Annotated in this window: 24 protein-coding genes; 18 read left to right on the forward strand and 6 right to left on the reverse strand. The window is 64.9% G+C overall.

The genetic code is table 11. The annotated features are described in order from the left end of the window. Window positions 1-23 precede the first annotated feature (23 nt). Both BMX78_RS05410 and BMX78_RS05415 read left to right on the forward strand, forming a co-directional pair. On the forward strand, window positions 24-2,255 hold the full coding sequence (locus BMX78_RS05410; protein WP_091417367.1) for an McrB family protein: 2,232 nt from the start codon (window positions 24-26) through the stop codon (window positions 2,253-2,255). After that, entirely contained in the window at window positions 2,242-3,486 is a 1,245-nt protein-coding gene (locus tag BMX78_RS05415) for a 5-methylcytosine restriction system specificity protein McrC (protein ID WP_286138800.1), read from the forward strand. The genes BMX78_RS05410 and BMX78_RS05415 overlap by 14 nt, the downstream gene beginning before the upstream one ends. 89 nt (window positions 3,487-3,575) lie before the next feature. On the opposite strand, the gene BMX78_RS05420 is transcribed toward BMX78_RS05415, so the two are convergent. Next, on the reverse strand, window positions 3,576-5,231 hold the full coding sequence (locus BMX78_RS05420) for a sensor histidine kinase (RefSeq protein WP_091417369.1): 1,656 nt from the start codon (window positions 5,229-5,231) through the stop codon (window positions 3,576-3,578). A 94-nt stretch (window positions 5,232-5,325) separates the two neighbouring features. Here BMX78_RS05420 and BMX78_RS05425 point away from each other — a divergent pair, with 94 nt between their 5' ends. After that, the gene (locus BMX78_RS05425; RefSeq protein WP_170850697.1) at window positions 5,326-6,093 is read left to right on the forward strand and encodes a response regulator transcription factor; all 768 of its coding nucleotides are present in this window, start codon (window positions 5,326-5,328) and stop codon (window positions 6,091-6,093) included. Here BMX78_RS05425 and BMX78_RS05430 read toward each other — a convergent pair. From BMX78_RS05430 to BMX78_RS05440, 3 genes are all read right to left on the reverse strand, one after another. Further along, entirely contained in the window at window positions 6,066-6,476 is a 411-nt protein-coding gene (locus BMX78_RS05430) for an Hpt domain-containing protein (protein WP_091417941.1), read from the reverse strand. The genes BMX78_RS05425 and BMX78_RS05430 overlap by 28 nt on opposite strands. Before the next feature lie 299 nt (window positions 6,477-6,775). Beyond that, entirely contained in the window at window positions 6,776-7,240 is a 465-nt protein-coding gene (locus BMX78_RS05435) for a very short patch repair endonuclease (protein WP_091417373.1), read from the reverse strand. Between the two features lie 23 nt (window positions 7,241-7,263). Next, window positions 7,264-7,692: a pyridoxamine 5'-phosphate oxidase family protein gene (locus BMX78_RS05440; RefSeq protein WP_091417377.1), complete on the reverse strand. Its 429-nt coding sequence runs from the start codon at window positions 7,690-7,692 to the stop codon at window positions 7,264-7,266. Between the two features lie 176 nt (window positions 7,693-7,868). Here BMX78_RS05440 and BMX78_RS05445 point away from each other — a divergent pair, with 176 nt between their 5' ends. Both BMX78_RS05445 and BMX78_RS22705 read left to right on the forward strand, forming a co-directional pair. Next, window positions 7,869-9,584, forward strand: coding sequence for a purine-cytosine permease family protein (locus BMX78_RS05445; protein WP_091417379.1), 1,716 nt, complete (start codon window positions 7,869-7,871; stop codon window positions 9,582-9,584). 338 nt (window positions 9,585-9,922) lie between these two features. Further along, window positions 9,923-10,438 carry a DUF6318 family protein gene (locus BMX78_RS22705; RefSeq protein WP_286138826.1) on the forward strand — a complete coding sequence of 172 codons (516 nt, stop codon included), beginning with the start codon at window positions 9,923-9,925 and terminating at the stop codon, window positions 10,436-10,438. Between the two features lie 41 nt (window positions 10,439-10,479). On the opposite strand, the gene BMX78_RS23355 is transcribed toward BMX78_RS22705, so the two are convergent. Next, window positions 10,480-10,602 carry a hypothetical protein gene (locus BMX78_RS23355; RefSeq protein ID WP_286138801.1) on the reverse strand — a complete coding sequence of 41 codons (123 nt, stop codon included), beginning with the start codon at window positions 10,600-10,602 and terminating at the stop codon, window positions 10,480-10,482. Between BMX78_RS23355 and BMX78_RS05450 the strand changes: the two genes are divergently transcribed. Further along, a complete protein-coding gene (locus tag BMX78_RS05450) occupies window positions 10,603-11,367 on the forward strand; it encodes a hypothetical protein (protein ID WP_286138802.1) in 765 nt (254 codons plus the stop codon). A gap of 140 nt (window positions 11,368-11,507) precedes the next feature. Further along, window positions 11,508-12,578 (forward strand): alkene reductase, encoded by a 1,071-nt coding sequence (locus BMX78_RS05455; protein ID WP_091417382.1) that lies wholly within the window; start codon window positions 11,508-11,510, stop codon window positions 12,576-12,578. 233 nt (window positions 12,579-12,811) lie between these two features. On the opposite strand, the gene BMX78_RS05460 is transcribed toward BMX78_RS05455, so the two are convergent. Further along, complete coding sequence (locus BMX78_RS05460; protein WP_091417945.1) at window positions 12,812-13,108, reverse strand: hypothetical protein; 297 nt, start codon at window positions 13,106-13,108, stop codon at window positions 12,812-12,814. A 142-nt stretch (window positions 13,109-13,250) separates the two neighbouring features. On the opposite strand from BMX78_RS05460, the gene BMX78_RS05465 reads away from it, so the two are divergent. The 11 genes from BMX78_RS05465 (at window position 13,251) to BMX78_RS05515 (ending at window position 25,009) form a co-directional block, all read left to right on the forward strand. Beyond that, on the forward strand, window positions 13,251-15,686 hold the full coding sequence (locus tag BMX78_RS05465) for a Tex family protein (protein WP_286138803.1): 2,436 nt from the start codon (window positions 13,251-13,253) through the stop codon (window positions 15,684-15,686). A gap of 67 nt (window positions 15,687-15,753) precedes the next feature. Beyond that, window positions 15,754-16,074, forward strand: a complete 321-nt coding sequence (locus tag BMX78_RS05470; protein WP_091417948.1) for a hypothetical protein — start codon at window positions 15,754-15,756, stop codon at window positions 16,072-16,074. Between the two features lie 374 nt (window positions 16,075-16,448). Continuing rightward, window positions 16,449-17,309, forward strand: a complete 861-nt coding sequence (locus tag BMX78_RS05475; protein ID WP_255470681.1) for a glycosyltransferase family 2 protein — start codon at window positions 16,449-16,451, stop codon at window positions 17,307-17,309. 1 nt (window position 17,310) lies between these two features. Beyond that, on the forward strand, window positions 17,311-18,306 hold the full coding sequence (locus BMX78_RS05480; RefSeq protein ID WP_091417387.1) for a glycosyltransferase family 2 protein: 996 nt from the start codon (window positions 17,311-17,313) through the stop codon (window positions 18,304-18,306). A 140-nt stretch (window positions 18,307-18,446) separates the two neighbouring features. Continuing rightward, window positions 18,447-19,538, forward strand: a complete 1,092-nt coding sequence (locus BMX78_RS05485; protein ID WP_091417390.1) for a hypothetical protein — start codon at window positions 18,447-18,449, stop codon at window positions 19,536-19,538. Between the two features lie 13 nt (window positions 19,539-19,551). Beyond that, window positions 19,552-20,364 (forward strand): glycosyltransferase, encoded by an 813-nt coding sequence (locus BMX78_RS05490; RefSeq protein WP_091417392.1) that lies wholly within the window; start codon window positions 19,552-19,554, stop codon window positions 20,362-20,364. Further along, a complete protein-coding gene (locus BMX78_RS05495; protein WP_091417395.1) occupies window positions 20,361-21,644 on the forward strand; it encodes a lipopolysaccharide biosynthesis protein in 1,284 nt (427 codons plus the stop codon). Before BMX78_RS05490 ends, BMX78_RS05495 begins: the two co-directional genes overlap by 4 nt. After that, window positions 21,641-23,419: a glycosyltransferase gene (locus BMX78_RS05500; RefSeq protein ID WP_091417397.1), complete on the forward strand. Its 1,779-nt coding sequence runs from the start codon at window positions 21,641-21,643 to the stop codon at window positions 23,417-23,419. The genes BMX78_RS05495 and BMX78_RS05500 overlap by 4 nt, the downstream gene beginning before the upstream one ends. A 5-nt stretch (window positions 23,420-23,424) precedes the next feature. Continuing rightward, window positions 23,425-23,760: a hypothetical protein gene (locus tag BMX78_RS05505; protein WP_091417953.1), complete on the forward strand. Its 336-nt coding sequence runs from the start codon at window positions 23,425-23,427 to the stop codon at window positions 23,758-23,760. Further along, on the forward strand, window positions 23,757-23,960 hold the full coding sequence (locus BMX78_RS05510; RefSeq protein ID WP_091417400.1) for a hypothetical protein: 204 nt from the start codon (window positions 23,757-23,759) through the stop codon (window positions 23,958-23,960). The genes BMX78_RS05505 and BMX78_RS05510 overlap by 4 nt, the downstream gene beginning before the upstream one ends. Then, on the forward strand, window positions 23,957-25,009 hold the full coding sequence (locus BMX78_RS05515; RefSeq protein WP_091417403.1) for a metallophosphoesterase family protein: 1,053 nt from the start codon (window positions 23,957-23,959) through the stop codon (window positions 25,007-25,009). The genes BMX78_RS05510 and BMX78_RS05515 overlap by 4 nt, the downstream gene beginning before the upstream one ends. Window positions 25,010-25,052: the final 43 nt, after the last annotated feature.

A 25,052-nucleotide genomic window follows, 5' to 3' on the forward strand; every position in this document is an offset into this window, starting at 1 on the left:
CTTCACCCTGTAAATTTGAGTCCATGACCCCCACTGCCACTGTTGCCATGACCCGCGCCCTCGGCATCTCCAAGGAGATTGAGGATGCGGCGTGGTTCGTACTGGGGCCGGGTCTGCAGGGAAAGGCTTCACCCCTGGACGGCCGCACCAGGACGTGGTCCGTTCCGGCCGCCGCGGAGTTGCTTGATCGCCTGGACCGGGGCATCGCTGACTCCAAGGCCCCCATGATGACAAACCTCCGTGAGAACCTGGAGGGCGCCACCCGAGGGGCCAAGCAGCTGGCCGTGGAACTGCTGTTCCTGCAGTCACTTCCGCTGGCCCACGAGGTGAAATCCTTGAAGGTCAAGCGCGCCCGCGTGGCCGAGGCCGCGGGCTGGCTGGAGCCGCCGCTGGAACTCCCGGTCGAGCTGTACGCGGGCATGACGGACCACGGCGTGATCCGCGACCGGACCGCCGAATTCAACTGGACCATCTGGGACCACCTCAAATGGCTGTGCCGCTTTGTGCAGAACGTGGCCCAGCGGCCGGCAAGCGTGGTGCAGGCAGCCATCAAGGACCCCCTGCAGTTCCACCGGCTCGCCGCATCCACGCCGGACGATCAGCCCGCCATCCGCCGCAGCATCGAGTTCCTCGCCTGGCCCAGCTACTTCGAGCCGGTCGTGGCGGACGTGGAGCGGCAGGAAATCCGGGACGCGTTCGCCTCGCTGGTGGGCGGGGCCAAAGGCGACAGCGAAGAGGACATCACCGCGGACATCCACCGCATCCGCCTCCACCTGGATGAACAGGCCGGGCAGCGGATCGACTGGTACGCCCGGCAGCTGATCAGCCAGTGGCGCAAGGTGGGCGACCCCGGCCGGCGCGCGTGGCTGCTCCGCACGCACAGCGACAACACCGAGCTGCTCACGGCCTGGTCGGGCGAGGAGAAGGTGACGCTCGACGTCGAACATCTCCGCCTGCTGGGCCCCGGCGTCACCGCAGGGGTGGTGCAGCACGCCGTGGACGAGGACTACAAGCACCTCGGCTACGTTGAACGCGAGGACACCAAAACCGCCGTTTTTGCCTTCTTGACCGTGATGAAACCCGGGGACCTGGTGCTGTACCAGCACGCCGGAAAGGTTCGGCTGGGCGGGGTGCTCGGCGAGCCTGAACACAATGAGGACAACCGGCGGCTGCGGCGGAAGGTGCGCTGGTTCGACGAAGGGCACACCACCACCAGCCTTCCCCGGCACGTCCAGCGCCAGCTCGCCACCCCGGGCATCGTCGTTGACGTGACCCGCGTGGTCCAGGCCCTGCAGGGCCTGCTGCCCGCCGAAGCGGAAACCGAGCCCGACGGCGACGCTGAAGATGCCGCCGTCGTCCCTCCCGTCCAGGAAGGCTTCCGCCCGCTGACCCGCGAGTTCGCTGACTCGCTGCACATGGAACTTGAGCCGCTGCAGGAGATCGCGGAACTGCTGGAGGAAAACCGGCAGCTGGTCCTGTACGGCCCGCCAGGCACCGGGAAGACCTACCTGGCCAAGCACCTCGCGGCCGAGCTCGCGGACGACACCACTGACGAGCGGGTCAAACTCGTGCAGTTCCACCCGTCCTACGCTTACGAGGATTTCTTCGAAGGCTACCGGCCGGATAAAACGGACGAGGGCCAGGTGTCCTTCAAGCTCGTCGCCGGACCGCTGCGCCGGCTGGCGGAGGAGGCGGCCAAACCCGGCAATGAGAAAAAGCCGTACTTCCTCATCATCGACGAAATGAACCGCGCCAACCTCGCCAAGGTGTTCGGCGAGCTGTACTTCCTGCTGGAGTACCGCGACGACCGGATCTACCTGCAGTACAGCCCCAACGAGCCGTTTACGCTGCCGGACAACCTGTACATCATCGGCACCATGAACACAGCGGACCGGTCCATTGCCATGATGGACGCCGCGATCCGCCGCCGCTTTGCCTTCATCGAGCTGCACCCGCAGACCGAACCGGTGAAGGGGTCCCTGCTGCGGTTCCTTGAAGCCCGCCAGCTGGACACCACCCCGGCGCTGCTGCTGGATGCCCTGAACGGGGCCATCGACGAGTGGGACCGGGACCTGATGATCGGCCCCTCGTACTTCATGAAGCAGGCCGCCCGGACGCCCGCCGGTTTGCGCCGGATCTGGAAGTACGAGCTGATGCCACTGCTCGAGGAGCACTACCACGGACAGCTGACCCGGGCGCAGCTCGAGGAGCGCTTCGGACTGGACCGGCTGCTGGAACGCCTTGCAGGCCGCTGATCCACGTGCTTCCGTCCGGCACCTGGTGCTGGACGAACTGTCCCGCGGCATCGTGGAACGGCTGGACCCGGCCAGCGCCTCCTTCCTGAACTCCAGCGGCCTGGCCAAGGCATCGCCGATGGGAATGGGGCTCTACCGGATTGAGCCGGTAGGCAAGGTGGGCTCGGTGCGGACTACCACGGTGCAGCTGGATGTCCGGCCCAAGGACCGGCTGGGGCTCAGCCGGCTCCTGTTCCTGCTCAGCTACGCGGGTGAACAGGGTTTCCGTCCCGACTCCGTGGCCGCCGTGGAGGAGCGGGAACTGTGGAGCGCCCTGGCTGAATCCATGGCCCAGCTGGCGGAGCGGGCGCTGGGCCGCGGCGTGCTGCAGGGCTACCGCACGGTGGATGAGTCTTTGCGCACGGTCAAGGGCCGCATCCGGATCTCGGACCAGATCTCCCGGCGGCCCGGCATGCTGGTGCCGCTGGAGGTGTCCTATGACGAGTTCAGCGAGGACATCGCCGAAAACCGCATCCTGCGGGCGGCACTGGAGCGGATGGGCCAGGTACCGCGGGTCCGCCCCGACGTCCTGAGCCGGCTGCGCCAACTCAAGGGAAAGCTCGACGCCGTCACCCGCCTTCCAGCCGGCGCTCCGCTGCCGCCGTGGACAGCCACCCGCATGAATGTCCGCTACCACGCCGTCCTCCGCCTGTCGGAGCTCATCCTGCGCAACGCCTCCGCGGAAGCCGGCGAAGGTCACCAGCAGACCGCGTCCTTTGTGGTGGACATGGCCCAGGTGTTCGAGGACTTCGTGGGCAAGGCGCTGCGCGAGGCGATGGCTTCCTATCCCGGGGAGCTCCGGCTCCAGTACAACGCGCTCCTGAGCGAGGCCGTGCGGGACGCGGACCGGTTGTCCGTGCGGCCGGACGCCGTGCACCTGCTGGGCGGACGGCCCGTGGTGGTGTACAACACCAAGTACAAGGCTGCCTCGGACCTCGGAGCCTCCCTGACCGCCGACCATTACCAGATGCTGGCGCACTGCACCGCGCTGGCGGTGCCCACCGCCTGGCTGGTTTACGCCGGCGCGGGGGAGGTAAAACTGCGGCGCATCCTGAATACGGACATCGATATTGTCGAGTTTCCGCTGGACCTGTCCCGGCCGCCGTCGGAAATCCTCGCCGCCATCCAGGAACTCGCCCGGCAGTCCTGGGGCGAAGTTGTCCGGCAGGCGCGTGCAACCGCCGGTGCTTGAGCGGGCAATCGCCGGTGCTTGAGTGCGCAACCTCCGGTGATTGAGCTTGTCGAAATCCTGGTTTCGGCAAGCTCAACCACCGGATGTGGCTAGACGGGGACCCGGAAGATAAACGTTGTTCCTTCGCCGAGTGTGCTTTCCACTCCGATGGTCCCGCCGTGCGCTTCCACAATAGCCTTGCTAATGGGAAGGCCCAGGCCAACTCCGGGAATGGCGGTCCTGCGGACGTTGCTGGTGCGGAAGAACTTGGCAAAGACTTCGGACGCGTCCTCCGGGGTCATACCCATGCCGGTGTCGGTTACCCGGCAGGCGAGGTGCCCATCCTCCTGGGCCAGCGTCACCAGCACGTTGCCGCCACCGGGGGAGTACTTGATGGCGTTGGAGACCAGGTTGTCCAGTACCTGGGAGATCCGGGGCCCGTCGACGTGGGCTTCGAGACGGTCCGGCGTCTCGGCGGTGAGCTCCACACCCGAGGCAGCCGCCCTTGGCATGGCGGAGGAAACACTGGTGCGCACCAGTTCCGCCACATCCACGGCGTGCGGTGTCACGATGAGCTGGCCGTTGCGGCTGGACAGCAGGTCGGACACCAGCGTCAGCAGGCGTTCCGAGTTCCTGCGGATGATCTCCAGCATGTCCACCTGCGATTCGTCGGGTTCGTCACCCAGGAGAATCTCCACGTATCCGAGGATGGACGTCAGCGGCGTCCGGAATTCGTGCGAGACGCTGGAGACGAAGTCGTCCTTGGCGGTCAGCGCGTTGACGAGGTCGGTCACGTCGCTGAACGCGATCACTGAGCCGGCGAATGTGCCGTCGTTGTCCTTCATGGCGCGCGCGGTGGTCACAAAAGCGCGCTGTTCGTTGCCGGAACCCAGCCAAACCAGGTAGTCGGTAAATGTTTCGCCCAGCACTGCCCGCCGGACTGGACGCTCCTCCACCGGAACAAGGGTTTTCCGGTCCGGGCCGAAGACCAGGAGCTGGGACTCATTCGGATCCGCAATGTCCTTGGGCCGGGCCAGCTCGTGGTTAACCCGCTGCTTCCGGTTCATCAGCACGTCATGCCCGTCGGCGTCAACGGCGAGGACGCCCAGGTGGACGGTGTCCAGGACGGTGTTGAGCAATGACTCCTGGCGCTGGCTGCTGCGCAGGTTGGCCTGCAGCTGGGCGTCCTTTTCCTCCAGTTCGCGCTGCTGGCGCATCATGCTGAGCGTCAGGACGCTGACCGAGACGCCAATGCCGAGCATCATCACTGGCAGGAGCAACGACCGGGCAAAGTCCTGCCCGGTCAGGGCGCCCTTGATCAGCAAGGGGACCCAGATGATTGCCAGCGGCCCGAGGAAGGACAGCCACAAAGCGGCCCGGGGATAGTAGCCGGACGCGCACAACCAGATCACCGGGAACACGGCAAGCAGGCTGATCCCGGTCAGGCTTTCCTGCCCGCCCTCCCGGCCCAGCGCAATGGAGACGAAGTCCAGCAGCGGTATAACCAGGAAGCTGGTGTAGGGCAGCCGGCCCCAGGGCACCAGGTAGCACATGGCCATGATGGCGATTTGTGACACCAGGAAGGTGACAAACAGGGGGTTGCCCATGGTGGAGGGGAAGAACGCCCAGATCAGGAACGCCGTCAGCAAGGTGGTCACGAACAGCGGCATCTGGCTCAATGCCACGCGCTCAGTCAGTGTGTACTCATGGAAAGGGCGCCGGAAAAACCTCAGCTTCCCCGTGGACCATGCGATGGGGTCAGTCATTGCGCGGCAGCTTACGGGGTGGGGTGTGCAGAGCCATAGCAGCAGGATATCCGCAGGCAGCTATACTTCTGACGTCGGCTGCTGAGGGGGCGCTATGAGTGATGCACGTGTGGGACTGGTCATCGAGGATGACCACGACATCCGCGAACTGGTCCGTACTGTCCTGACCCAGGCCGGCTTTGACGTAACCGTGGCCAGCAGCGGCGCCGAGGGTGTCCTGACTGCGAAGACGCTGAACCCGGACGTCATCACCCTGGATCTTGGCCTGCCGGACATCGACGGCTTTGAAGTGTCACGGCAAATCCGCGAGTTCTCTGACGCCTACATCGTGATGCTGACGGCCCGCACGGAAGAGCTGGACACGCTGATTGGGCTCGAGTCCGGCGCCGATGATTACCTCACCAAGCCGTTCCGCCCCCGCGAACTCCGCGCCCGGATCGCCGCCATGATGCGGCGCCCCCGTTCCGGGCCCGAATCCGCCGAAGCCTCGGGTGTGGAGGCCTCCGCCGATGCCGCCGCGCATCCCGAGCGGGGGAACTACAGCCACAACGGGCTGGAGCTGAGCTACGCATCCCGCACGGTGACCGTGGACGGCACGGAAATGAACCTGACCCGCACGGAGTTCGAACTCCTGCACGCCCTGCTCGAAGCAGGCCGGACTGTCCGGACCAAAGCGGACCTGGTGCGCCGGCTGCGGGACGAGGATTACGACGTCGGGGGCTACATCAGTGAGGCGGACGAACGGTCCGTCGAGGTGCACATGGGCAACCTGCGCAAGAAACTGGGTGATTCGCCGCAAAAGCCGCGATGGCTCCAGACGGTGCGCGGCGTCGGCTACCGGCTGGCTCCAAGCGAGCACTGAGACTGCAGCCGGTGCATTGTCTGCCGGCTGCACTGGCTGATGGGCCGCAGGAAGGACGCCGCAAGCCTGGGCAGGACGACCGCGACGTCGGCCTTGTAGGCTTCCCTCCGGATTTCACCTTCCAGGGCCATGGCCAGGCCCGCCAGCCGTTCGGCCCCCACCATCTGGCTTGATGTCTTCAAACTCAGGACCGCGTCCACTGACCCGTCCAGGTCCCCGGTGGTCAAAGCCTGCTGCAGCCGTCCGATCCGGTGCGGGAGATAGTCGATGAAGTTCCCCACGAAGATCCTGCAGTAACCCTCGTCCTCCTCAAGTTCCGCACGCAGCCTGTCCAGGACTGACCTGTCCACGAGCGGCCTCCCGGCATCACCAGACAGCGTCATTACGGTCCTCTCGGCTGGGGTTTTCCACCTGGGAAACGGGGCGCTCATTGGCGGAATTTCGTCTTCTTCAGATTAGGGGTGTTCCTTTTCCTAATAATGGTTTCGCAGGATAATTGTGGGTTTCTTGATGGGACTGCGGGTTTCTGTCCCTAATACTTAAGTCAGGGAATTGTCGGCCAATAAACGCCGGCCGCGGCCGCATGCCGAGATGGAAATGGCCTAGAGTCCCTTATGGGGACAATGCCCCCATCTTTCTGGAACCGCATCAAGATCGGCTCGGATAAAGCCTAAAGATTGGCTCAAGAATGGCGTTTCTCTGTGCCGGGACGATGCGCTGGGCTGGTGGATCCCAGAAACTGCACCAGCTGGGATTCGAGTGCTGAGCTGTCCTTGAGCTCGCACTCCCACAGGGTGAGTACCTGCCAGCCGGCGTCCTCCAGCAAACGGCGCTGGCTTGCATCGCGCTCCTTGGTGCGTTCGCGCTTCGCGGCCCAGAAGTCGGCATTGGCTTTGGGCGCATGCTGGCCGACGCGGCAGTCATGGAAATGCCAGAAGCAGCCGTTGACGAAAATGACCTTCCGCCGGCCAGCGAACACAAGGTCGGGGCTGCCCGGCAGCCGGCTTCCGCCGGCGCGCCCGTGCAGGCGGTACCGGTATCCCTTGGCGTGGAGGAGCCGGCGCACCAGCAGCTCAGGCTTGGTGTGCTTACCCCGGATCCGGGACATGTTCCAGCTGCGCCGCTCCGGCGTGAGCTTATCCGCCATGCTTCCAGTCTAGAAGCCGGGACTCAGCGCTCCGGCTGCTCCCCAAACTGGAAATGGCGTCCGCTGAGGGAGGTGGGTTCGATCTCGACAAAGAAGTCCTTGAGCGTGGGCACCCACGATTTCAGGCCCAGCCCCTCCACCTCCGCCAGTTCGGCTGAGGTGTTCAGCACCCGCGCCTTACCCCGAAGGACCACCGACCATGCCTCGTCCGAGAGGATCCCGTCAGCCTCCAAGAGCACTGCCGGGTTGATGGTCAGCTGGGCGAGCTTGTTGCCCGGTGCGGTCCTCAAGTAGAGCTTGCCTTTGGAACTGACGTAGTTCACGGGAAAGATGTCCGGTTCACCGGCAACGGAGACAACAAGGCGTCCATGCCTTGTCCCTTCCAGCAGGCGCCAGGACTGTTCGTCATTGAGTTCCAGGACAGGGTTTCCATCTGCGTGTTCGAACATCATGGTGCCTATTCTTCTACGTTAGGTAGAAATCCGCTAGGGGAGAATCCGTTGCGGGGCTTCTTATTGACAGGGGCTGTCAAGGATTAACCCCGTGGAAACAAGGCTGTGACGGGACTGTCGTCCGCGCTGGATAGCGTCAGCGCAGGAAACTCCTGCAACGAAAGCGACGCACATAGATGAGTAATGACATGGAAACCACCAAATTACTGGAGCCGGCATCGCAGCCGCCTGTCGCCGTCGTCGGCAGTTCTCCCACGGGTAATGCCGCTGCACTGAACGCCACCAAGGAAAGCCTGGAGGATTACACACTCCGGTTTGCGCCGCGATCGTACCGGAAGTGGAGTGCGGGAGTGGTGGCCACCAGTGCGTTGGGCGGCATCGCCTACCTGGCCGACTTCTCGATCGGCGCAAACATTGGCATCGCCTACGGAACCGTGAACGCGATCTTCGGCATCCTCGTGGCCGCCGTGATCATCTTTGCCACCGGTTTCCCGCTGGCCTACTACGCTGCCCGGTACAACATCGATCTGGACCTGATTACCAGGGGTTCCGGCTTTGGCTACTACGGCTCCGTGGTCACCAACGTTATTTTCGCGACCTTCACGTTCATCTTCTTTGCGCTGGAGGGCTCCATCATGGCGCAGGGGCTGGAGGTGGGGCTGGGCGTTCCGCAGTGGTTGGGGTATGCGGCGTCCACTGTCATCATCATTCCGCTGGTGATTTACGGGATGAACACCCTGGCCAAGCTGCAGGTGTGGACCACCCCGCTGTGGCTGCTCCTGATGGTGGTGCCGGTTGCGTACCTCCTGATTTCCCACCCCGAGAGCATCAACAGCTTCTTTGCATACACGGGAGAATCGGGCGACGGCGGGCCGAACCTGGCGTCTGTGATGCTCGCTGCGGGCGTCTGCCTGTCGCTGATGGCGCAGATCGCCGAGCAGATCGACTACCTCCGGTTCATGCCGCCCCGCACCGAGGCGAATAGGGGTGCGTGGTGGCGGGCCGTGATTCTGGCCGGACCGGGCTGGGTGATTTTTGGGGCCTTGAAGCAGATCGTGGGGTTGTTTATTGCCATCTACCTGATTGCGTCCTTGGATCCCGCCGCGTCTGCCACTGCCAACGAGCCGGTGCACCAGTTCCTGGGTGTTTACCGGGAGATGATGCCGGCGTGGCTGGCCATGACGCTTGCCGTGGTACTGGTGGTTATTTCGCAGATCAAGATCAATGTCACCAATGCCTATTCCGGGTCCTTGGCCTGGACAAACTCCTTTACCCGGATTACCAAGACGTACCCTGGCCGGATGGTTTTTGTAGTGGTTAACCTGCTCATCGCGCTTGTTTTGATGGAAGCCAACATGTTCGACTTCCTCAACACCATTCTTGGCTTCTATGCCAACTGCGCCATGGCGTGGGTTGTGACAGTAGCCTCGGATATTGCCATCAATAAGTACCTGCTAAAGATTTCCCCCAAAGTGCCGGAATTCCGCCGCGGAATGCTTTACCCGGTAAATCCGGTGGGCTTCGTTTCGATGCTGGTTTCTGCCGGAATTTCGATTGCTGTGTTCTTTGGGGCTTTTGGGCCGGCCATCCAGCCCTTCTCGCCGATCTTCGCGGTGGGGCTGGCACTGGTTCTTCCGCCTGTGCTGGCACTTCTCACGAAGGGGCGGTACTACCTGCGGAGGACCGACGACGGCATCGACCTTCCCATGTTCGACCCCGACGGCAACCCCAGCGACGCCAGGCTTCTTTGCCACGTGACCGGGATTGAGTTTGAGCGGCCGGACATGGTCCGGTCCGCGCAGGACGCTCCCGACGGCGGCCCGCAGTACGTTTCGTCCCTGGCACTTTCGACGGACAAGACAGGGGAGTTGGTGCTGCCCGCGAAGCCTTAGGTGCCGCATTTCGTTGTTGAGGAGGCCGGAGCATCTGCTGCTCCGGCCTCCTTTGTGACTTTGTGTCGGTTTCCGGCAGTGGTAGAACCAAGGGCGAAGTGCCTGTGGATAACTCTTATCGCCGAAATGTGATCTGGGCTACCCTTAAGTCACTGTCCGGAGAATGCCGTCTAAAACTACTGGGGGAATAGCGGCCCATGACATCGCACAACAGCTGTACGTCCGGTGGAATGCGCGCAGGCGCAATTGCCTTCATTCTTCTTGGTTCGCTCGTGCTGGCCGGGTGTTCGGGCGGAGCACCTGCAGATCCGGGCCCATCCTCCAGCGCCGCAGAGTCCATGTCGCCCAGCGCCACGCCCACTCCGACGCCGACTCCCAGTGCCGTGTACAAACCCGCGGACGCTTCGGGCCCGGCCCAAAACGTCCCCGTCCCAGTGCTGCCCGAGGTGGCAAAGACGGAGACGAAGGAGGGGCTCGAGGCGTTTACTCATTACTGGTTCGAGCAGCTCAATTACGCCTATCAGACCGGAGATGTTGCGGGATTAGACGCGGTGACTTCCCCGAACTGTGACTACTGCTCGAAACTTACTGCTTCTCTAACCACGAATTATCAAGGGGGGCGTTGGCTTGCCGGCGGAAAGATAACAACTCCTGTCAGCACCACATCGTTTGAGAGATCCAGCGACGGGAACTTTCAGGTCATTTTGCAGGTCTTGCAAAGTCCAGTTATCTACTATGAGACTGGCGGTAAGGAGTTCAGAACCGCAAGTGACGGCTCGAACACGGGCAACGTATTACTAGCCAATTTCGTAAACGGCGCTTGGCGCGTCAACGACCTGCACCCAATTCGGTGATGCTTGGGTCAGTGCGGCGAGGGATCGTCACGTTACTGGTTCTATTGTTCGTTCTTACCGTCGCGCCAGCCGTTCTCGCTCTTGCCGACGACGGTCTTGAAGCTGACTTCGGTGATGTAGGAATCGACGTTGATAGCTGGACGATGGATCCAGTGACTGGTCATATGTCGCCACCGGCACCCGGAGCAGTAAACACCGACCCCAACGAATACAAGTACGAACTTCAGTGCCATCTCGGTGGGGGAGACTTCGACACTTCCTGCCTGGGCCGGCAGTTGGAGTGCAAAGACGGCCCTGATGGTGAAGACGGGATTCCTGTCATCTGGCATTCAAGGCCCCGTGGTGTTCCTGGCGCCGTGTGGGCCATCCACTCGGGACCTACCTGCCTCTTTGACGCTAAGCCAGAGGACCTGCTGCCGCGCATTGCCGCCGACATCCAGCGGGAGTTCCAGAACCTTCCCGTCAATGCCGGAACTGTGGTGGCGCAGCCCAGTCCGCACACACTTCGGGGTGCGGAGACCAACTTCTATGGAGAAGCAACTGAGCAGCAGTTCGACATCAGCATGTTCGGGCAGGCGGTGCACGTTGTGGCAACCCCCGTCCAGTACACCTGGAACTACGGCGACGGCACCGTCTTCGGACCTCAGCCGTCCATGGGGGGCCCGCTGCCGCAGGACCGGTGGGGCGAGAAGACCAGGACAAGCCATGCCTACGGCGCAACCGGCGACTTCCAGGTTGTGCTGACCACATCCTTCCAGGGAACGTACTCGGTCAACGCCGGCCCTCCGCTGCCCATCCCCGGCCAGGGGCAGTTCAACGCACCGCCGCAAACCATCAGCGTTTGGCGGTCCCTGACCCGGAACTACGCCGATGACTGCAACGCGAACCCGCAAGGCCAGGGCTGCCCCGGAATTGGTGAAACGCGGTAGGGGCGGAATTCAGCCAAACCCCCGGCACCCACACAAGTCCGTCGTCGGTCACTGTGTGATTCCCGCCGCATCCGGAATAGTTGCATACGCCTGCCAGTTGGGCCTAACAGAACGTTGGCAACCCCCGAAAGGAACCGCGCATGCTGTTTTCCCCTCTGGCCCTTGGCGAACTTGAACTCCCGAACCGCCTGGTGATGGCGCCCCTGACCCGGCTCCGCGCCGGCGAAGAAGGCATCCCGGGATCCCTCCTCGCAGAGCACTACCGCCAGCGGGCATCCCTGGGCCTGATCGTCAGCGAAGGTACTTACCCCAGCCCCGCCGGCCGGTCCTACCCCGGCCAGCCGGGCATCGTCACCGAAGAGCAAATCGCCGGCTGGAAAAAAGTCACCGACGCCGTCCACGCCGAAGGCGGACGCATGTTCGCCCAGATCATGCACGGCGGCAGGGTTTCGCACCCGGACATCACGGGCGGCCACACCATTGTTGCCCCGAGCGCCGTTGCCATCGAGGGTGAGGTCCGCACCCCGGCCGGCAAGCAGCCGTATCCGGTGCCGCATGCGCTGACCACTGACGAACTGCCGCTGGTCATGCAGGAAATCGTCGACGCCTCACTGAACGCCATCGAAGCCGGCTTCGACGGCGTGGAGCTGCACTCGGCCAACGGCTACCTCCTCCACGAGTTCCTGGCACCGAACTCGAACGTCCGAGATGACAGCTACGGCGGTTCCCCCGAAAACCGGGCACGGTTCGTCATCGAGACGGTCAACGCTGTTGTGGCAGCCATCGGAGCCAGCCGGGTTGGCATCCGCATCTCACCCGAGCACAATGTGCAGGGCATCGCCGAAGTGGACGCAGCAGATGTCCGTGCCACCTACGAGGTGCTGGTGGACAGCATCGCCCCGCTGAACCTCGCCTACCTGAGCATCCTGCACCACGAACCCTCCGGCGACCTGGTCCAGGATCTCCGTGCCCGGTTCGGCGGAACGTTCCTGGTCAACACCGGCTTTGGTGTTGTGACCACGCGCGAGGAAGCCGTGGCCCTGGTAGCCGACGGTCACGCCGATGCCGTGGTGGTGGGCCGTCCCGCCATCGCCAACCCGGACCTGGCCCGCCGCTGGAACGAGAGCCTGCCGCTGAACGAGCCGGACCCGTCCACCTTCTACGCGGAGGGCGCTGAGGGCTACACGGATTACCCGGCGTACGCGGGCTAAAAGGCGCTCTCCAAAGCATCCTGTTGACAGAGACGACGGCGGCACCCGGCTTGGGTGCCGCCGTCGTTTGCTGCTCGGTGTGCTGGCCCGGCAGCAGACGCCAAAAAGCCATCCGACGGCCCTTGGCTAGTGAAGTTGGCCCGCCGGGCTCCTCGGGGAAGCCGGCGGTGATCAGATGCTACTCCAGCAAATGGATTTTTACCATAGGCCGGTTTGGCCATGGTATCCAGGGGCTATAGGACCGCCTCCCGGCCCGTTCCCTCAGTCATTACAAGCTTCCCGTCCTGAATATTAACCAGGACGCTTTTGGGTTTTCCGCTGACCTTCGTGATCGCCTTGAGGCCGCGGTTGGTCACCTCAACTCCCACATGCGCACCCTTCGCCGGCAGCTCAACTGACACCTCGTTCGCAATGCCAAGGATGGGATTGGTGGACACATCCAAGTCGCGCCGCGCCTGCTTGCCGTTCACCGTCACGGTGATGTTTGCCTCCTCGAACCCCTCCTGAAACACAATAAGCAGCTCCCGCATCATGCCCTCTTCCTCGAGCGTTGGGTTGCCTGAGACGGCATTTCAACTACAGCACTTTGCGGGCGGCAGCGGAATACCCTTACCGCAGGGCTCGCACCGTATGGCAGTGGAGCCGTGCAGCCGGTTAGGGCAAGATGTTCTGGTGACCCAACAGCCGCAGGCCCCTTCCACCACTCCGTCCACGCCCCAGAAACGGGAGGACGGCATCTACACGCAGATTGCCACGGAACTGGGGGTCAAAGCCTGGCAGGTTAAGGCGGCAGTGGAACTGCTCGACGGCGGATCAACGGTGCCCTTCATCGCCCGCTACCGCAAGGAAGCCACCGGGACGCTCGACGATACCCAGCTGCGCGAGCTCGACGAGCGGCTGCGCTACCTCCGCGAACTCGAGGACCGCCGTCGTACAGTGCTCGACTCGGTTGCCGCCCAAGGCCAGCTGACCCCGGAGCTGCAAAAAGCCATCCTTGCCGCCGACACCAAGTCCCGCCTCGAGGACATCTACCTGCCGTTCAAGTCCAAGCGCCGGACCAAGGCGCAGATCGCGCGCGAAGCCGGCCTGGAACCGCTCGCTGACGCATTGCTCAAACGCCCCGAACTCAATCCGGAACGCGAAGCCGCCAAGTACTTGAACACCGAGCATGCCGTGGACGATGCCGCCGCGGCCCTCGCAGGTGCCCGGGCCATCCTGGTTGAACGCGCCGCCCAGGACCCTGACCTCGCCGCCACATTGCGTGAGCGGCTGTGGACGCAGGGCCGCATGGTGTCGCGCGTGAAGAAGGGCAAGGAAGCGGACGGGCAGAAGTTCGCCGACTACTTCGAGTTCGCGCAGGCCCCTGCCGGCATGCCGTCCCACCGCGTCCTCGCACTGCTCCGCGGCGAGAAGGACGGCGTCCTCGAGCTGGACCTCACCGAAGCGGATCCCACGGACGACGCCGCCCTCGCCGCCGCACGTTCCCGGTACGAGTCTGCGGTGGCCAGGTGCCTCGGGGTCGCCGACCGCGGCCGGCCCGCCGATGCGTGGTTGGTGGAAACGGCGCAGGTGGCGTGGCGGTCCCGCGTGCTGGCCCGGCTCACAGCAGACCTGCGAGGCAAGATGTTCGCAACAGCCGAGGACGAGGCCGTGCGCGTTTTCGCTGCGAACCTTCGGGATGTCCTGCTCGCTGCCCCGGCCGGAAACCGGGCGACGCTCGGCCTGGACCCGGGCCTCCGAACCGGCGTCAAAGTAGCTGTGGTGGATGGAACCGGCAAGGTGGTGGCCACCGATACTGTCTACCCCCATGCTCCGGCCAGGAAGTGGGACGAAGCACTGGCAAAGCTGGAGCGGCTGGCGCGGCAGCACGGCGTCGAACTCGTGGCCATTGGCAACGGCACTGCATCCCGGGAAACCGACAAACTCGCCGCCGAGCTGATCAAGCGGCTGCCCGACGTGGACCGGAAGCCGCAGAAACTGGTGGTTTCCGAGGCCGGGGCATCCGTTTACTCAGCGTCCGCTCTTGCCGCGGCGGAACTGCCCGGCATGGATGTATCGCTCCGCGGAGCCGTGTCCATCGCCCGCAGGCTGCAGGACCCACTGGCCGAATTGGTGAAAATTGATCCGAAGTCCATTGGCGTGGGCCAGTACCAGCATGATGTCACGGCGTCGAAGCTGGACCGGAGCCTTGACGCCGTGGTGGAGGACTGCGTCAACGCCGTCGGCGTGGATGTGAACACTGCGTCGCCGGCACTGCTCAGCCGGGTGGCGGGCGTGGGGCCATTGCTGAGTGAGAACATCGTCGCCTACCGCAACGAACATGGCCCCTTCGCCAAGCGCGCGGACCTGAAAAAAGTGCCGAGGCTCGGCGCAAAGGCTTTTGAACAATGCGCCGGATTCCTCCGGATTACCGGGGGAGCGGAACCCCTGGATGCTTCAAGCGTGCACCCGGAGTCCTACTCAGTGGCGCGCAAGATCCTGGTCGCCGCGGGCCCGGCGCCGGCCTCCTCCCTGGATCCCCGCGACTTCGTGGACGAAACTTTCGGCCTGCCCACCGTCAAGGACATCCTGGCGGAACTGGACAAGCCGGGGAGGGACCCCCGCCCGGCGTTCGCGGCGGCCAGCTTCTCGGAGGGGATCGAGAAGATCTCGGACCTTTTGCCGGGCATGATCCTGGAGGGGACCGTGACCAACGTGGCCGCCTTCGGCGCCTTTGTTGACGTGGGCGTCCACCAGGACGGCCTGGTCCACGTATCTGCGCTCGCGAACCGCTTTGTGTCTGATCCCCGCGAGGTGGTGAAGTCCGGCCAGGTAGTACGGGTGAAAGTCCTCGAGGCAGACCCCGAGCGGAAGCGGATTTCCCTGACCCTGCGGCTCGACGACGAACCATCCCCGGGCGGGGCAGCCTCTGCCAGGCAGGGCGGCCGGCCCGCGGCTGACCGCGGACGTGCCCCAGCATCCGACCGGGGCGGGCGCCAGGAGCAAGGGCGGTCCGCAAACAGGCAGAACCGCAATGCCCCTTCCCCCGGGCGCGCTCCTTCACCCCCGCCGGCACCGGCCGATACCGCGATGGCTGAGGCGCTGCGGAAAGCGGGCCTCGGCAAGTAGGTACGCGCCGGCGGTTGGCCACGTGGGGTTGGTGGATTCGATGGTGCGTTTCTGCAAAGGTGGTTTCATGACCTATTTCCTGGAGTACACCATTCCTGCGCCCGCCAACGACGCCGAGTTTGAGTTCCCCCACGACGAGATCAGCCCCGGCACTACCATCCCGCTGACCCAGACGAAGGCCGACGTTGTGCACACCCCGGAACTGCCGGCGCGGACGGGCATCATCGGCGCCACCGTTCCCGAGGCGAAGCTGGAAGCCGAGCAGTTGATCACACACAGCCGAGCCACTGAGGCGTCCCTGTACTTCGACCCGTCCAACTCCCTCATTGCGGGTGTAGGTACCCTCGTTGCCACTTTCGCTGACGGCCGCGGCTGGCAGGACATCTAGGCCACCTGCGCCCGTCCCGCAACACCGGCTTCGGCGGGTTGCCTTTTCCGTCCCGGAGGAACCTTTGGTTTCCTCCGGGACGGAGCTGTTTAAGCGCCCAAATCCTGGTTCTCTTGGCGCAGGTTCTTGCGCCCCCTCATGAACGGTTGGGCTACGCGCGCGCTGCCGATAAACCCCTATGTACCTAACGGATCAGACGCCCCAGCCCCTTCGCCCCTAGCCCCCTGAACAGGGAAATTCCCTACGTAGGAAAGGTTCTAAAAGCAAGTACACACTACTGATGTTTAGGTAGTCCGGCCTCCCATACGCTCAGTTCACGAATTAGTAGTCCGGGCCGTCAATCGGCCAAAGTACTCTACACACGCCATGAAGTGGTGAGGCATTTGTCTATTTCCATTCAGCCCCCAATTTCCTTCTCCAAGCTGGCGGCAGTGCCGGAGAGGGCCTCCATCAGCGTCGTGATCCCAACGCTGAACGAGGCCCAAAACATTCCTTGGGTCCTCCGGCGGATGCCCCTCTACGTCGACGAGGTGGTGATTGTTGACGGCCGTTCCACAGACAACACTGTTGGAGTGGCGCGGGCGGTCCGCAACGACATCGTGGTGGTGGACGAGCAGCGTAAGGGCAAGGGAGTTGCCCTGCGCTCCGGGTTTGCTGCAGCAACAGGCGACATCATCGTCATGCTGGACGCTGATGGAAGCATGGATCCCCAGGAAATCGGCTGGTTTGTTTCCCCGCTCCAGCACAACTTCGACTTCGTCAAAGGTTCCCGCCACGTCACCGGAGGAGGGTCCGAAGACCTGACGCGGCTGCGCCGTTACGGAAACCGTGCGCTGACCGGGCTGGCCAACGCCGTCCTGCACAGCAACTACTCGGACCTTTGCTACGGCTACATCGCTTTCCGGCGGGAGTGCCTGGAAGTCCTGCAGCTGGAATCCGACGGTTTTGAAATTGAGACGGAACTGATCGTCAGGGCTGCGAAGGCCGGCCTGCGGATTGCCGAAGTCCCCAGCCTGGAGCTGGACCGCATCTCCGGGGCATCAAACCTCCAGACATTCCGGGACGGCTGGCGGGTGCTGAAGACCATGGCCCATGAGTGCCTCCTGTGGGAGGCTCCCACAGCCGGCGCCCGTCCCGAGGCACTGCGCCGGGTGAAGTACGCCTACGCCAACGTGAGCTTCCCGCGAACTCCCACCGATCCAACCAGCGTTCTTCCCGTCATAAGCGTGGCATGACATGACGTACCTACCCTTCCCAAGCGTCAGCGTGATCGTCTGCGCCTACACCACCGAACGCTGGAGTTGGCTGCTGGACGTCATCGAATCCCTCCGCGTGCAGACCTGGGCCCCTAAGGAGGTCCTGGTGGTGGTTGACCACAACGATGAACTCTACGAGCGTTTGGCTGCCACTGTGGATGACGTCACCGTCGTGAAAAACACCGGGCCGCGGGGACTCTCCGGAGCCCGCAACACCGGCGTGGGACTGGCGGACTCGGACGTTGTGGCCTTCCTCGACGATGATGCAATAGCCACACCGGACTGGCTTGAACGGCTCATGGCGCTCTATGACGATCCTGAGGTGCTCGGAGTGGGCGGCCGGGTGGAACCCCTCTGGGAGGCCGGGCGGCCCGGCTACTTCGGCGAAGAGCTCGACTGGATCGTCGGCTGCAGCCACCGGGGCCTGCCACGTGTGGCATCCGAAGTCAGGAACGTGATCGGTGCCAACATGTCGTTTCGGCTTGACGTCATCCGTACCGTGGGCGGTTTCAACCACTCCTTGGGCCGTCAGGGTTCCACTCCCTTGGGCTGCGAGGAAACCGAGATCTGCATTAGGTCGACGATGGGTGCCCCCGGATGCCGCATCGTTTACGAGCCGGCAGCGCTGGTACGCCACCATGTGCCCGCCAACAGGGGAACCGTGCGTTACATGCTTTCGCGGTCCTGGTCGGAGGGCATTTCGAAAGCCCAGGTCAGCCACGTCGTCGGGCACAAGCGGGCCCTCGGCCCCGAGCGCCGGTACGTCCGCAGCATCCTGCCCCGGGCCGTCTTCTCGGCGGTGTATGACTGGACCCGCGGTGATCCCGCCGGACTCGGCCGGGCAGCCGCCTACGTCGCCGTCGTGGGGTGTACGGCGGCCGGCTACCTCCGCGGACGCCAGCTGGCGCACGTGCCTGGACGCCCCTTGAGCCAACCGGTACTGGCCGGCGTCAGCCCGTGGCGGGAAGTCAAGTGACCGCGGTCTCTGTGCACCATCCCGTCGCCACCGGTCCACCAACCACGCGCCGCAATGACACAGCGGACACCGTCCGCCCGGGCGACACGACCTATCCCAGCACAACGATCCAAGCGACACCATTTAGTTAGGGGACGACTATGCGCACCAGAGAGACTAAGGCATTGAATTTCGACATCCACGGCCGGCTCACCATCCGGGTGGATGCACAGGCGCCGGCAGCACACCAGCTCCGGACCATGCTGGCGTGTTTCGCCACGGACACCGAACGGCCGGCCGACATCGTGGTCGACGACCGGCCGGAACCAATGCCGGATGCGGGCCTGCTCGAGCACGAGCTGGCGTACACGGACACCAGCGTGCGCTTCAACGCAGATCGGGTCCAGGTGGTCCGGGACGCCGACCAGTGGCGCGTCCACGGATCGGGCGAGCTGTTGACGTCCGTGGTTCCCGTGCTGGATGCGGCCATGATCGCCCGGGGCGCTGCCATGATCCATGCTGCAACAATGGCCTACCGGGGCCATGCGATCGCGCTTCCCGCGGCCGGAGGGACCGGTAAGACGAGCACCGCCGCCAAGCTGATGCGGCGCGAGGGCTGGTCCTTCATGGGTGATGACTGGGCCTTCCTCGCCGAGGATGCCACGCTGCTCGGCTACGCGAAGCCGATGTTCATCAAGCCCCACCACCGGAACATCTACCCGCACTTGTTCGAAGGCGTCCGCAAGCCCCTCGTCCCCCCACGGTTCTCCCAGAGCGTAGGCCGCCTCACCACTGTGGTCCATCCATACGTCATCCGTTACCCTCGGCTCGCGGACTTCTCCCGCCGGTGGTCGCCGGAGCACCGCATGGTTGACGCGGCCACTGCGTTCCCCGGGCGTGAAGTGACCACCACGGCCCCGCTCGCCGCCGCCATCTACGTTGAGCGCTTCGAGGGGACCAAGACCCGGATTCTCGAGCGGACCACCGATTGGATGGTGGACCGTATGATCGGCAACTTCCACATCGAGATGGCGGGCTTCTCGCAGCAGGTTGTCACCGGTCTGGCGGCCACGTCGGTCGTCCCGTGGCGCGAGCACTTCGCGGCGAAGGGGCTCGTACTGAACAAGGCGCTCGACGGACGTCCCTGCCACCTGCTGCAGGTGCCTTCCGCGTACTCCGCGGACGAGGCGTCGGACGACATCGTCCGGCACCTTGAGGAACTGCTGCCATCGGTCCTGGACGACCAGGCCTGAGGGGTGGGACACCATGACCCACAGTCCTGCAGATGTTACTGCCGTCGTTCCGGCCCGCAACGCTGAAAACCTGCTCCCGGGATGCTTGGAGGCCCTTCGCCAACAAGGCGTTGCTGAGATCATTGTGGTGGACGGATTGTCCACCGACCGCACCGTCGAGCTCGCGCTCGCTGCCGGTGCCAGGGTCCTCAGTGACGAGGGCCGCGGCCTGCCTTGGGCCCGGACACTCGGTGTGCGGAGCAGCAATACCCCGTGGGTCCTGCTTGTTGATGCCGATGTTGTGTTCGGCCCCAGGGGAGTGGCTGACCTGCTGACAGAGCTGGTGGAAGATGGTCACGATGCCCTCCAGGCCGGCCTGGAAAGTGTTGCCGGACCGGGCTACTGGGGGCAGGCGCTGGCACACCACCACCGCACCGGCCGCAGCCGCAACTGGTTCGGACTCGTGGCGACGATCGTCAACCGGGACCTGATGCTGGGCCTGGGCTTTGACGACTCGTTCAAGTCGGGCGAGGACATCGAGCTGCGTTGGCGGATGCGGCAGTCCGGGCTGCGAACGGCGGTGTCACGCCGCGTCTTCGTCGAACATCGATTCGCCGCAGACGACTTCGACTTCGCCCTCGACCAGTTCCTCATGGATGGAACCGGACTGGGACGGATGATCCGCAAACACGGCTGGCGTGGGGCGAGGTTGGCGCTGCTGCCTGCCGCTGCGGCGGTCCGGGGCAGCGCCTTGAGCCTCGCCGCGGGCCAGCCCCGCTGGCTTCGCTACTACATAGCCTTCTGCTGGTACAACTACACGGGTTTGGTCAAGGGTTTCGCATCGTGACTACAGTGAGGGGGAAATCCGCCGTGGACGGCCCGCCCGTCCGGCACTCCGCACTGCGCAGCTCAATAGGCCTCATCATTGCCAAGGGTGCCCAGACCGGCTCGGGTTTCGCTTTCTGGGTGGTGGCCGCGCATGCGGCCTCCACCCGTGAGGTCGGGCTCACCACTGCCGCCGTCTCGGCAGTTTTGATCTGCGCGCAGCTCGCGGTGCTGGGCGCCGGGTCGGCCGTGATCGTCTCGGTGGGGCGGGGGGAACCGCCCGCTCGGGTGCTGGACGCGGCGTTCGCCATCGTCGGGGTAGCCAGCACGGTGCTGGCCCTCGGGTACCTCATCCTGCAGCTGACCGCAGCCCCGGACACGGCCTCGACATCGGTTCTCTTCTGGCTGATGTTCCTCGTAGCCGCCGTCACCGGAACAATGGGCACCGTGCTGGACCAGGCGCTTGTGGCACTGGGCCGCGGCGCCAGCGCGACCTTGAGGTACACGATGGGTGGCGGTGTTTCACTCGCGGCCGCAGCACTCGTGGCCTTGCTGGCGCGCCCCGCAGCGTCAGACCTGCTGATGGCCTGCTGGACCCTCGGAACCGCAGTGACATGCATCGTGGGCGTGATCCAGCTGCGACGACTTGTGGGCTACCGGCTGCGGCCATCCTTGCACCCGGCACGCGGCCGTCCGCTGCTGATGCTGGGTATCCCGAACCAGCTCCTCACCCTCACCGAGCGTGCCCCCGGTCTGGTGCTGCCGCTCCTGCTGGCGCATATGGTGTCGCCAGAGGCCGCTGCTTACTGGTACCCCGCCTGGATGATGGCGTGGGCAGCCTATACCGCTCCGATGCTGATGGGCATCGTTCAGTTCTCCGAGGGGGTCCGGGAACCTGGCCGGCTGGTGTCCACCACGTGGGCAACTCTCCGGTGGTCGCTCGCCATCGGAGGCCTGGGTGCCCTCGTCCTCATCGTCTTCGCCCGCCCCCTGCTCCATCTGCTGGGGGACAGGTACGCCGACGCCTCAGCCGGCGCCCTGCGGTGGTTGGCCGCCGGCGTGGTGGCCTACGCGGTACTTCAGGCCTATAACGCGGTGTGCCGGGCCCGGGGCCATTATGCGGAGGCCATCACGGTGGGCGTGGTGCTCGCCGCGGCCCTCTGCATCTCAGCATTGTCGGCCGCCGGAAGCGGCCCCAGCGCCATGGCCCTTACCTGGCTGGTGGTGCTCTCTGTCGGAGCCCTGGCGGTCGGCCTTCGGCTGATCGCAGTCCTCCGGCGCGTCAAACAGGAGGTACGATGACCAGCACGCTTGATACGCCCAGCCGCATGGACCTTCGCTGGAAGCCCCGGGACCTGTGGTGTGCCCTCGCCGGCGCGGGATCGCTGGCGCTTGTGGTGTGGGCCGCTTCCACCGTGGCACTGCCCGTGACCAGCGACCTTGGGCTCGTCGCCGCCCTGCCCTTCCCCTTCTGGGCCGGCGTCCTGATTCTTAATGCCGCCTTCTTCGTGGCGCTGCGGGGGGACACAGAGGGCCCGGCGAGCCGCCCGGTAATGATATGGCTCGTCGCGGTGCTCGTGCTCGTGCTCTTCGGGACCGCAGCCTTCGTGACAGACGTACCGCGTGGGGAGGTAGCGTTCCGGCATCTCGGCATCGCCAACGCCCTCTCGGGCATGCAGCAGATCGATCCGAACATCGACGCGTACTTCAACTGGCCCGGCTTCTTCGCCCTGCTGGCAACGGTCCTCGGGGCAACGGGGCTCGACCCGGTGACCCTTGCCCTGTGGGCTCCAGTGCTCAACGTGAGTCTGTGGCTCGTTGCCATCGCGGTGCTCACCGGTTACCTGACCCGGGATCCGCGACGGCGCTGGCTGGTGCTCTGGCTCTTCTGCCTCGGCAACTGGCAGGACCAGGACTACCTGTCGCCTCAAGCCTTCGGTTTCTTCCTGTACCTCGTTGTGCTTGCGATGGTTCTCGGTCCGCTCGCGGCGAAGCCCGCCACGTTCCACGGCTTCCGGCCGGCTGGCCTCGGGCAATGGTGGCGGGAACGGACGCCGGCCGAGCCCCGGACCGGATTCCGGCTGGCCGCCCTCGTGGTGACCCTCCTGCTCATTCCGGTCATCACCGCCAGCCATCAGCTCACGCCGTTCATGTTGCTCGTTGTGATCACCGTTCTCACCCTGAGCGGGCGGGTATGGCCGGGCCGGCTTCCCCTGATCGCCGGCCTTGTGCTGGTCCTTTGGCTCCTCTATCCAGCGAGTACGTACCTGGCCGGGCACCCGCTCCTGGAGAACGCAGGGCTGCAAATAGCGGCCGAGGCCAACGTCGTGGACCGCGTGAACGGGACAGCCGGGCACCTGCTCGTGGTGCAGCTCCGGGTGGGCCTCACCGTCCTGCTGTGGGCGCTCGCCGCCCTTGGCGCAGTGCTCGAATGGCGCAAGCGGCGCCTCGACCTCCGGATAGTCCTCCTCGCCGCCACCCCGCTGCTGCTCTTCCCCGCACAGGCGTACGGCGGCGAAATGCTCATCCGTGTCTCGCTGTTCGCATTGCCCTTCGTAGCCCTCCTGGCGTCATCGGTGCTGCTGCCGGGAGACGGCAGCGTCCGACCGTCCGCCCGCGCCGTGGGTGCTCTTGTGCTCACCTGTTTCCTGCTGGCCGTGCTGACCGTGACCGGCCGGTTCGGAAACGCACAGTATGACGTCTTCACCCGCAGTGAGATTGACGCAGTGGCCGCCGCGGAGCAGTTGGCGCCCCCCGGCTCCTCGGTCATCTCGGCTGCCCACCCGACGCCGTGGCGCAGCCAGTCCTACCTCGAACACCGTTACCGGACCATGGATGATCTGTGCCGGGAGGACCTGTCGCCTCAGACATGCGGTCCCATCGTCTATAACTACGCACGGCACAACCCCGGCGGCGCCCACTTGATCTTCATGCGCTCCACGGAGGCAAGCGTCGTACTCCAGGGCGACAACAGCCCGGGCGAATTCACCGAACTCGAGGAGTGGATCAGTATGCAGAATGGCGTGCAACTGGCATTCAGCAACACCGACGCGCGCGTCTACCGGGTGGCGCCATGAGTGCCATGACTTTAGCCAAGCGGCCCACCATCATACTCGGCCTCGCCGCCGTCGTACTGGCGCTCCTCACGCTTGTGGGGCTGCCGACACCACTGCAAACGGTCGCCGCGGTGGCTGTCCTCATCCTGCTGCCGGGGCGGGCACTGGCCCAGCTGACGCCGGTTACCGACCTGGCGCTCGGAACGCTGCTCGTCCTGGCGCTTGGCCTGGCCACGCTCACCGCGGTGTCTACAGCGATGTTCTACCTTGCCGTGTGGTCCTGGCAGGCGTGCGTCATCTCGATGGGTGTCATCACCATCCTTGCGTGCATTGCACGCGCACGGCAGGAGGCTGCGTCATGATTGAACTGGCAGGACTGGTGGTGGCTGCTGCCCTGCTCGCCACCCTTGTCACCCTCGAGGTCCGGCACGCCGGACCGGACCCGCTGCAAACCCCCCGCCCGAGGTTCCTCGGGCGGGCAGTGAGCCAGGCGGCCGTCGCCGTCATGTGGCTGGTATGCCTGTTCCTCTTCCTGCCACGCCTGCTGGAACTACTGACGTGAACCGCTCGGCGCGGTGGTGGCTCCTCAGCGACCTCCACCTCGGCGTGGGGGACGAGGACCCCAGGCGCCCCGGCAAAGTCCTGCCCGATTTCCTCCGCCGCGAGGTGCTCCAGGCGTCGGGTCCGCAGCAGCATATCGTTTTCGTCGGTGACACCTTCGAATTGGCAGGGCTCACCGAAGACGAGAGCCTGGCCCGCCTTGATTCCATCCTGGCCCGCCACCCTGAGATTCAGGACGCGCTGGAAGGGTGCGCGGCGCGCGGCGTTCAACTGCACTTCGTGTGCGGGAACCACGACGTGGAGCTGGCCCGGCCCTCGGTGGCCGCCCGGCTGTCATCGCTGCTGTCACCCGTCGAACCCGCCCAGGTCCGGGTGCACCCATGGTTCCTGCACGTACCCCGTGTCCTCTTGGCTGAGCACGGGCACCAGCACCACGCGCTGCACCGTATCCCCGAGCTGCTGCGGACCGCGGTCAGCGGTACCGACGAACTGGACCTGCCACCGCTGGCTGCCTGGCACGCCCGGCCATCGAACTCGCGCCTCAGCCGTGCCGGGGCCGTTGCCCGGGCCTTCCTGGCATCCGAACGGGCAGAACGCCGCGTCCGGGAGCTCGCCTACGGCGAGCTGTTGGAGGCTGAAGCCCTTCGGCTGGAGCTCGGCGGAGCCGCCGTTCGGGATCTCGCACGCCTGTCCCGTTTTCGGACGATGTCGGTGCTCCCGCGCACCGCCACCCGCATGGTCCTCGCTGCGGCCGGCCGCAGCATCGCCAGCGAGGAAGCTCCTGCTGCTGCCGGCCAGGTGGCACGCACCCTTGAGACGCATGGATCAGCAGTGGCCTGGTACGTCTCGGGCCACACCCACCGGGCCCTTGAGGCTACGCTCGAGGGCGGCGCCACCCGGTACGTCAACACCGGTACATGGTGTTCGGATGTCCGCGGCCGCGGACCTGACCAGTCGGACCGCCGGACTTTTCCGTATGCTGTGGTCGACGTCGGCCTGGACGGCGCCACCGGCGGCGGGCTGCAGTATTGGCGTCCGGATGCCGGCTAAGCCCGGTTCACTTCCGCCCCATGCAGGCGGGCTGCGGCCCGTG

The organism is Arthrobacter sp. OV608 (genome assembly GCA_900110595.1).
GTDB lineage: Bacteria > Actinomycetota > Actinomycetes > Actinomycetales > Micrococcaceae > Arthrobacter.

Coding starts and splice junctions, on each gene's coding strand:
- BMX78_RS05410 (WP_091417367.1), top strand. CDS start 24: ATGACCCCCACTGCCACTGTTGCCATGACCCGCGCCCTCGGCATCTCC.
- BMX78_RS05420 (WP_091417369.1), bottom strand. CDS start 5,231: ATGACTGACCCCATCGCATGGTCCACGGGGAAGCTGAGGTTTTTCCGG.
- BMX78_RS05425 (WP_170850697.1), top strand. CDS start 5,326: ATGAGTGATGCACGTGTGGGACTGGTCATCGAGGATGACCACGACATC.
- BMX78_RS05430 (WP_091417941.1), bottom strand. CDS start 6,476: ATGACGCTGTCTGGTGATGCCGGGAGGCCGCTCGTGGACAGGTCAGTC.
- BMX78_RS05435 (WP_091417373.1), bottom strand. CDS start 7,240: ATGGCGGATAAGCTCACGCCGGAGCGGCGCAGCTGGAACATGTCCCGG.
- BMX78_RS05440 (WP_091417377.1), bottom strand. CDS start 7,692: ATGATGTTCGAACACGCAGATGGAAACCCTGTCCTGGAACTCAATGAC.
- BMX78_RS05445 (WP_091417379.1), top strand. CDS start 7,869: ATGAGTAATGACATGGAAACCACCAAATTACTGGAGCCGGCATCGCAG.
- BMX78_RS22705 (WP_286138826.1), top strand. CDS start 9,923: ATGTCGCCCAGCGCCACGCCCACTCCGACGCCGACTCCCAGTGCCGTG.
- BMX78_RS23355 (WP_286138801.1), bottom strand. CDS start 10,602: ATGACCAGTCACTGGATCCATCGTCCAGCTATCAACGTCGATTCCTAC.
- BMX78_RS05450 (WP_286138802.1), top strand. CDS start 10,603: ATGTCGCCACCGGCACCCGGAGCAGTAAACACCGACCCCAACGAATAC.
- BMX78_RS05455 (WP_091417382.1), top strand. CDS start 11,508: ATGCTGTTTTCCCCTCTGGCCCTTGGCGAACTTGAACTCCCGAACCGC.
- BMX78_RS05460 (WP_091417945.1), bottom strand. CDS start 13,108: ATGCGGGAGCTGCTTATTGTGTTTCAGGAGGGGTTCGAGGAGGCAAAC.
- BMX78_RS05470 (WP_091417948.1), top strand. CDS start 15,754: ATGACCTATTTCCTGGAGTACACCATTCCTGCGCCCGCCAACGACGCC.
- BMX78_RS05480 (WP_091417387.1), top strand. CDS start 17,311: ATGACGTACCTACCCTTCCCAAGCGTCAGCGTGATCGTCTGCGCCTAC.
- BMX78_RS05485 (WP_091417390.1), top strand. CDS start 18,447: ATGCGCACCAGAGAGACTAAGGCATTGAATTTCGACATCCACGGCCGG.
- BMX78_RS05490 (WP_091417392.1), top strand. CDS start 19,552: ATGACCCACAGTCCTGCAGATGTTACTGCCGTCGTTCCGGCCCGCAAC.
- BMX78_RS05500 (WP_091417397.1), top strand. CDS start 21,641: ATGACCAGCACGCTTGATACGCCCAGCCGCATGGACCTTCGCTGGAAG.
- BMX78_RS05505 (WP_091417953.1), top strand. CDS start 23,425: ATGACTTTAGCCAAGCGGCCCACCATCATACTCGGCCTCGCCGCCGTC.
- BMX78_RS05510 (WP_091417400.1), top strand. CDS start 23,757: ATGATTGAACTGGCAGGACTGGTGGTGGCTGCTGCCCTGCTCGCCACC.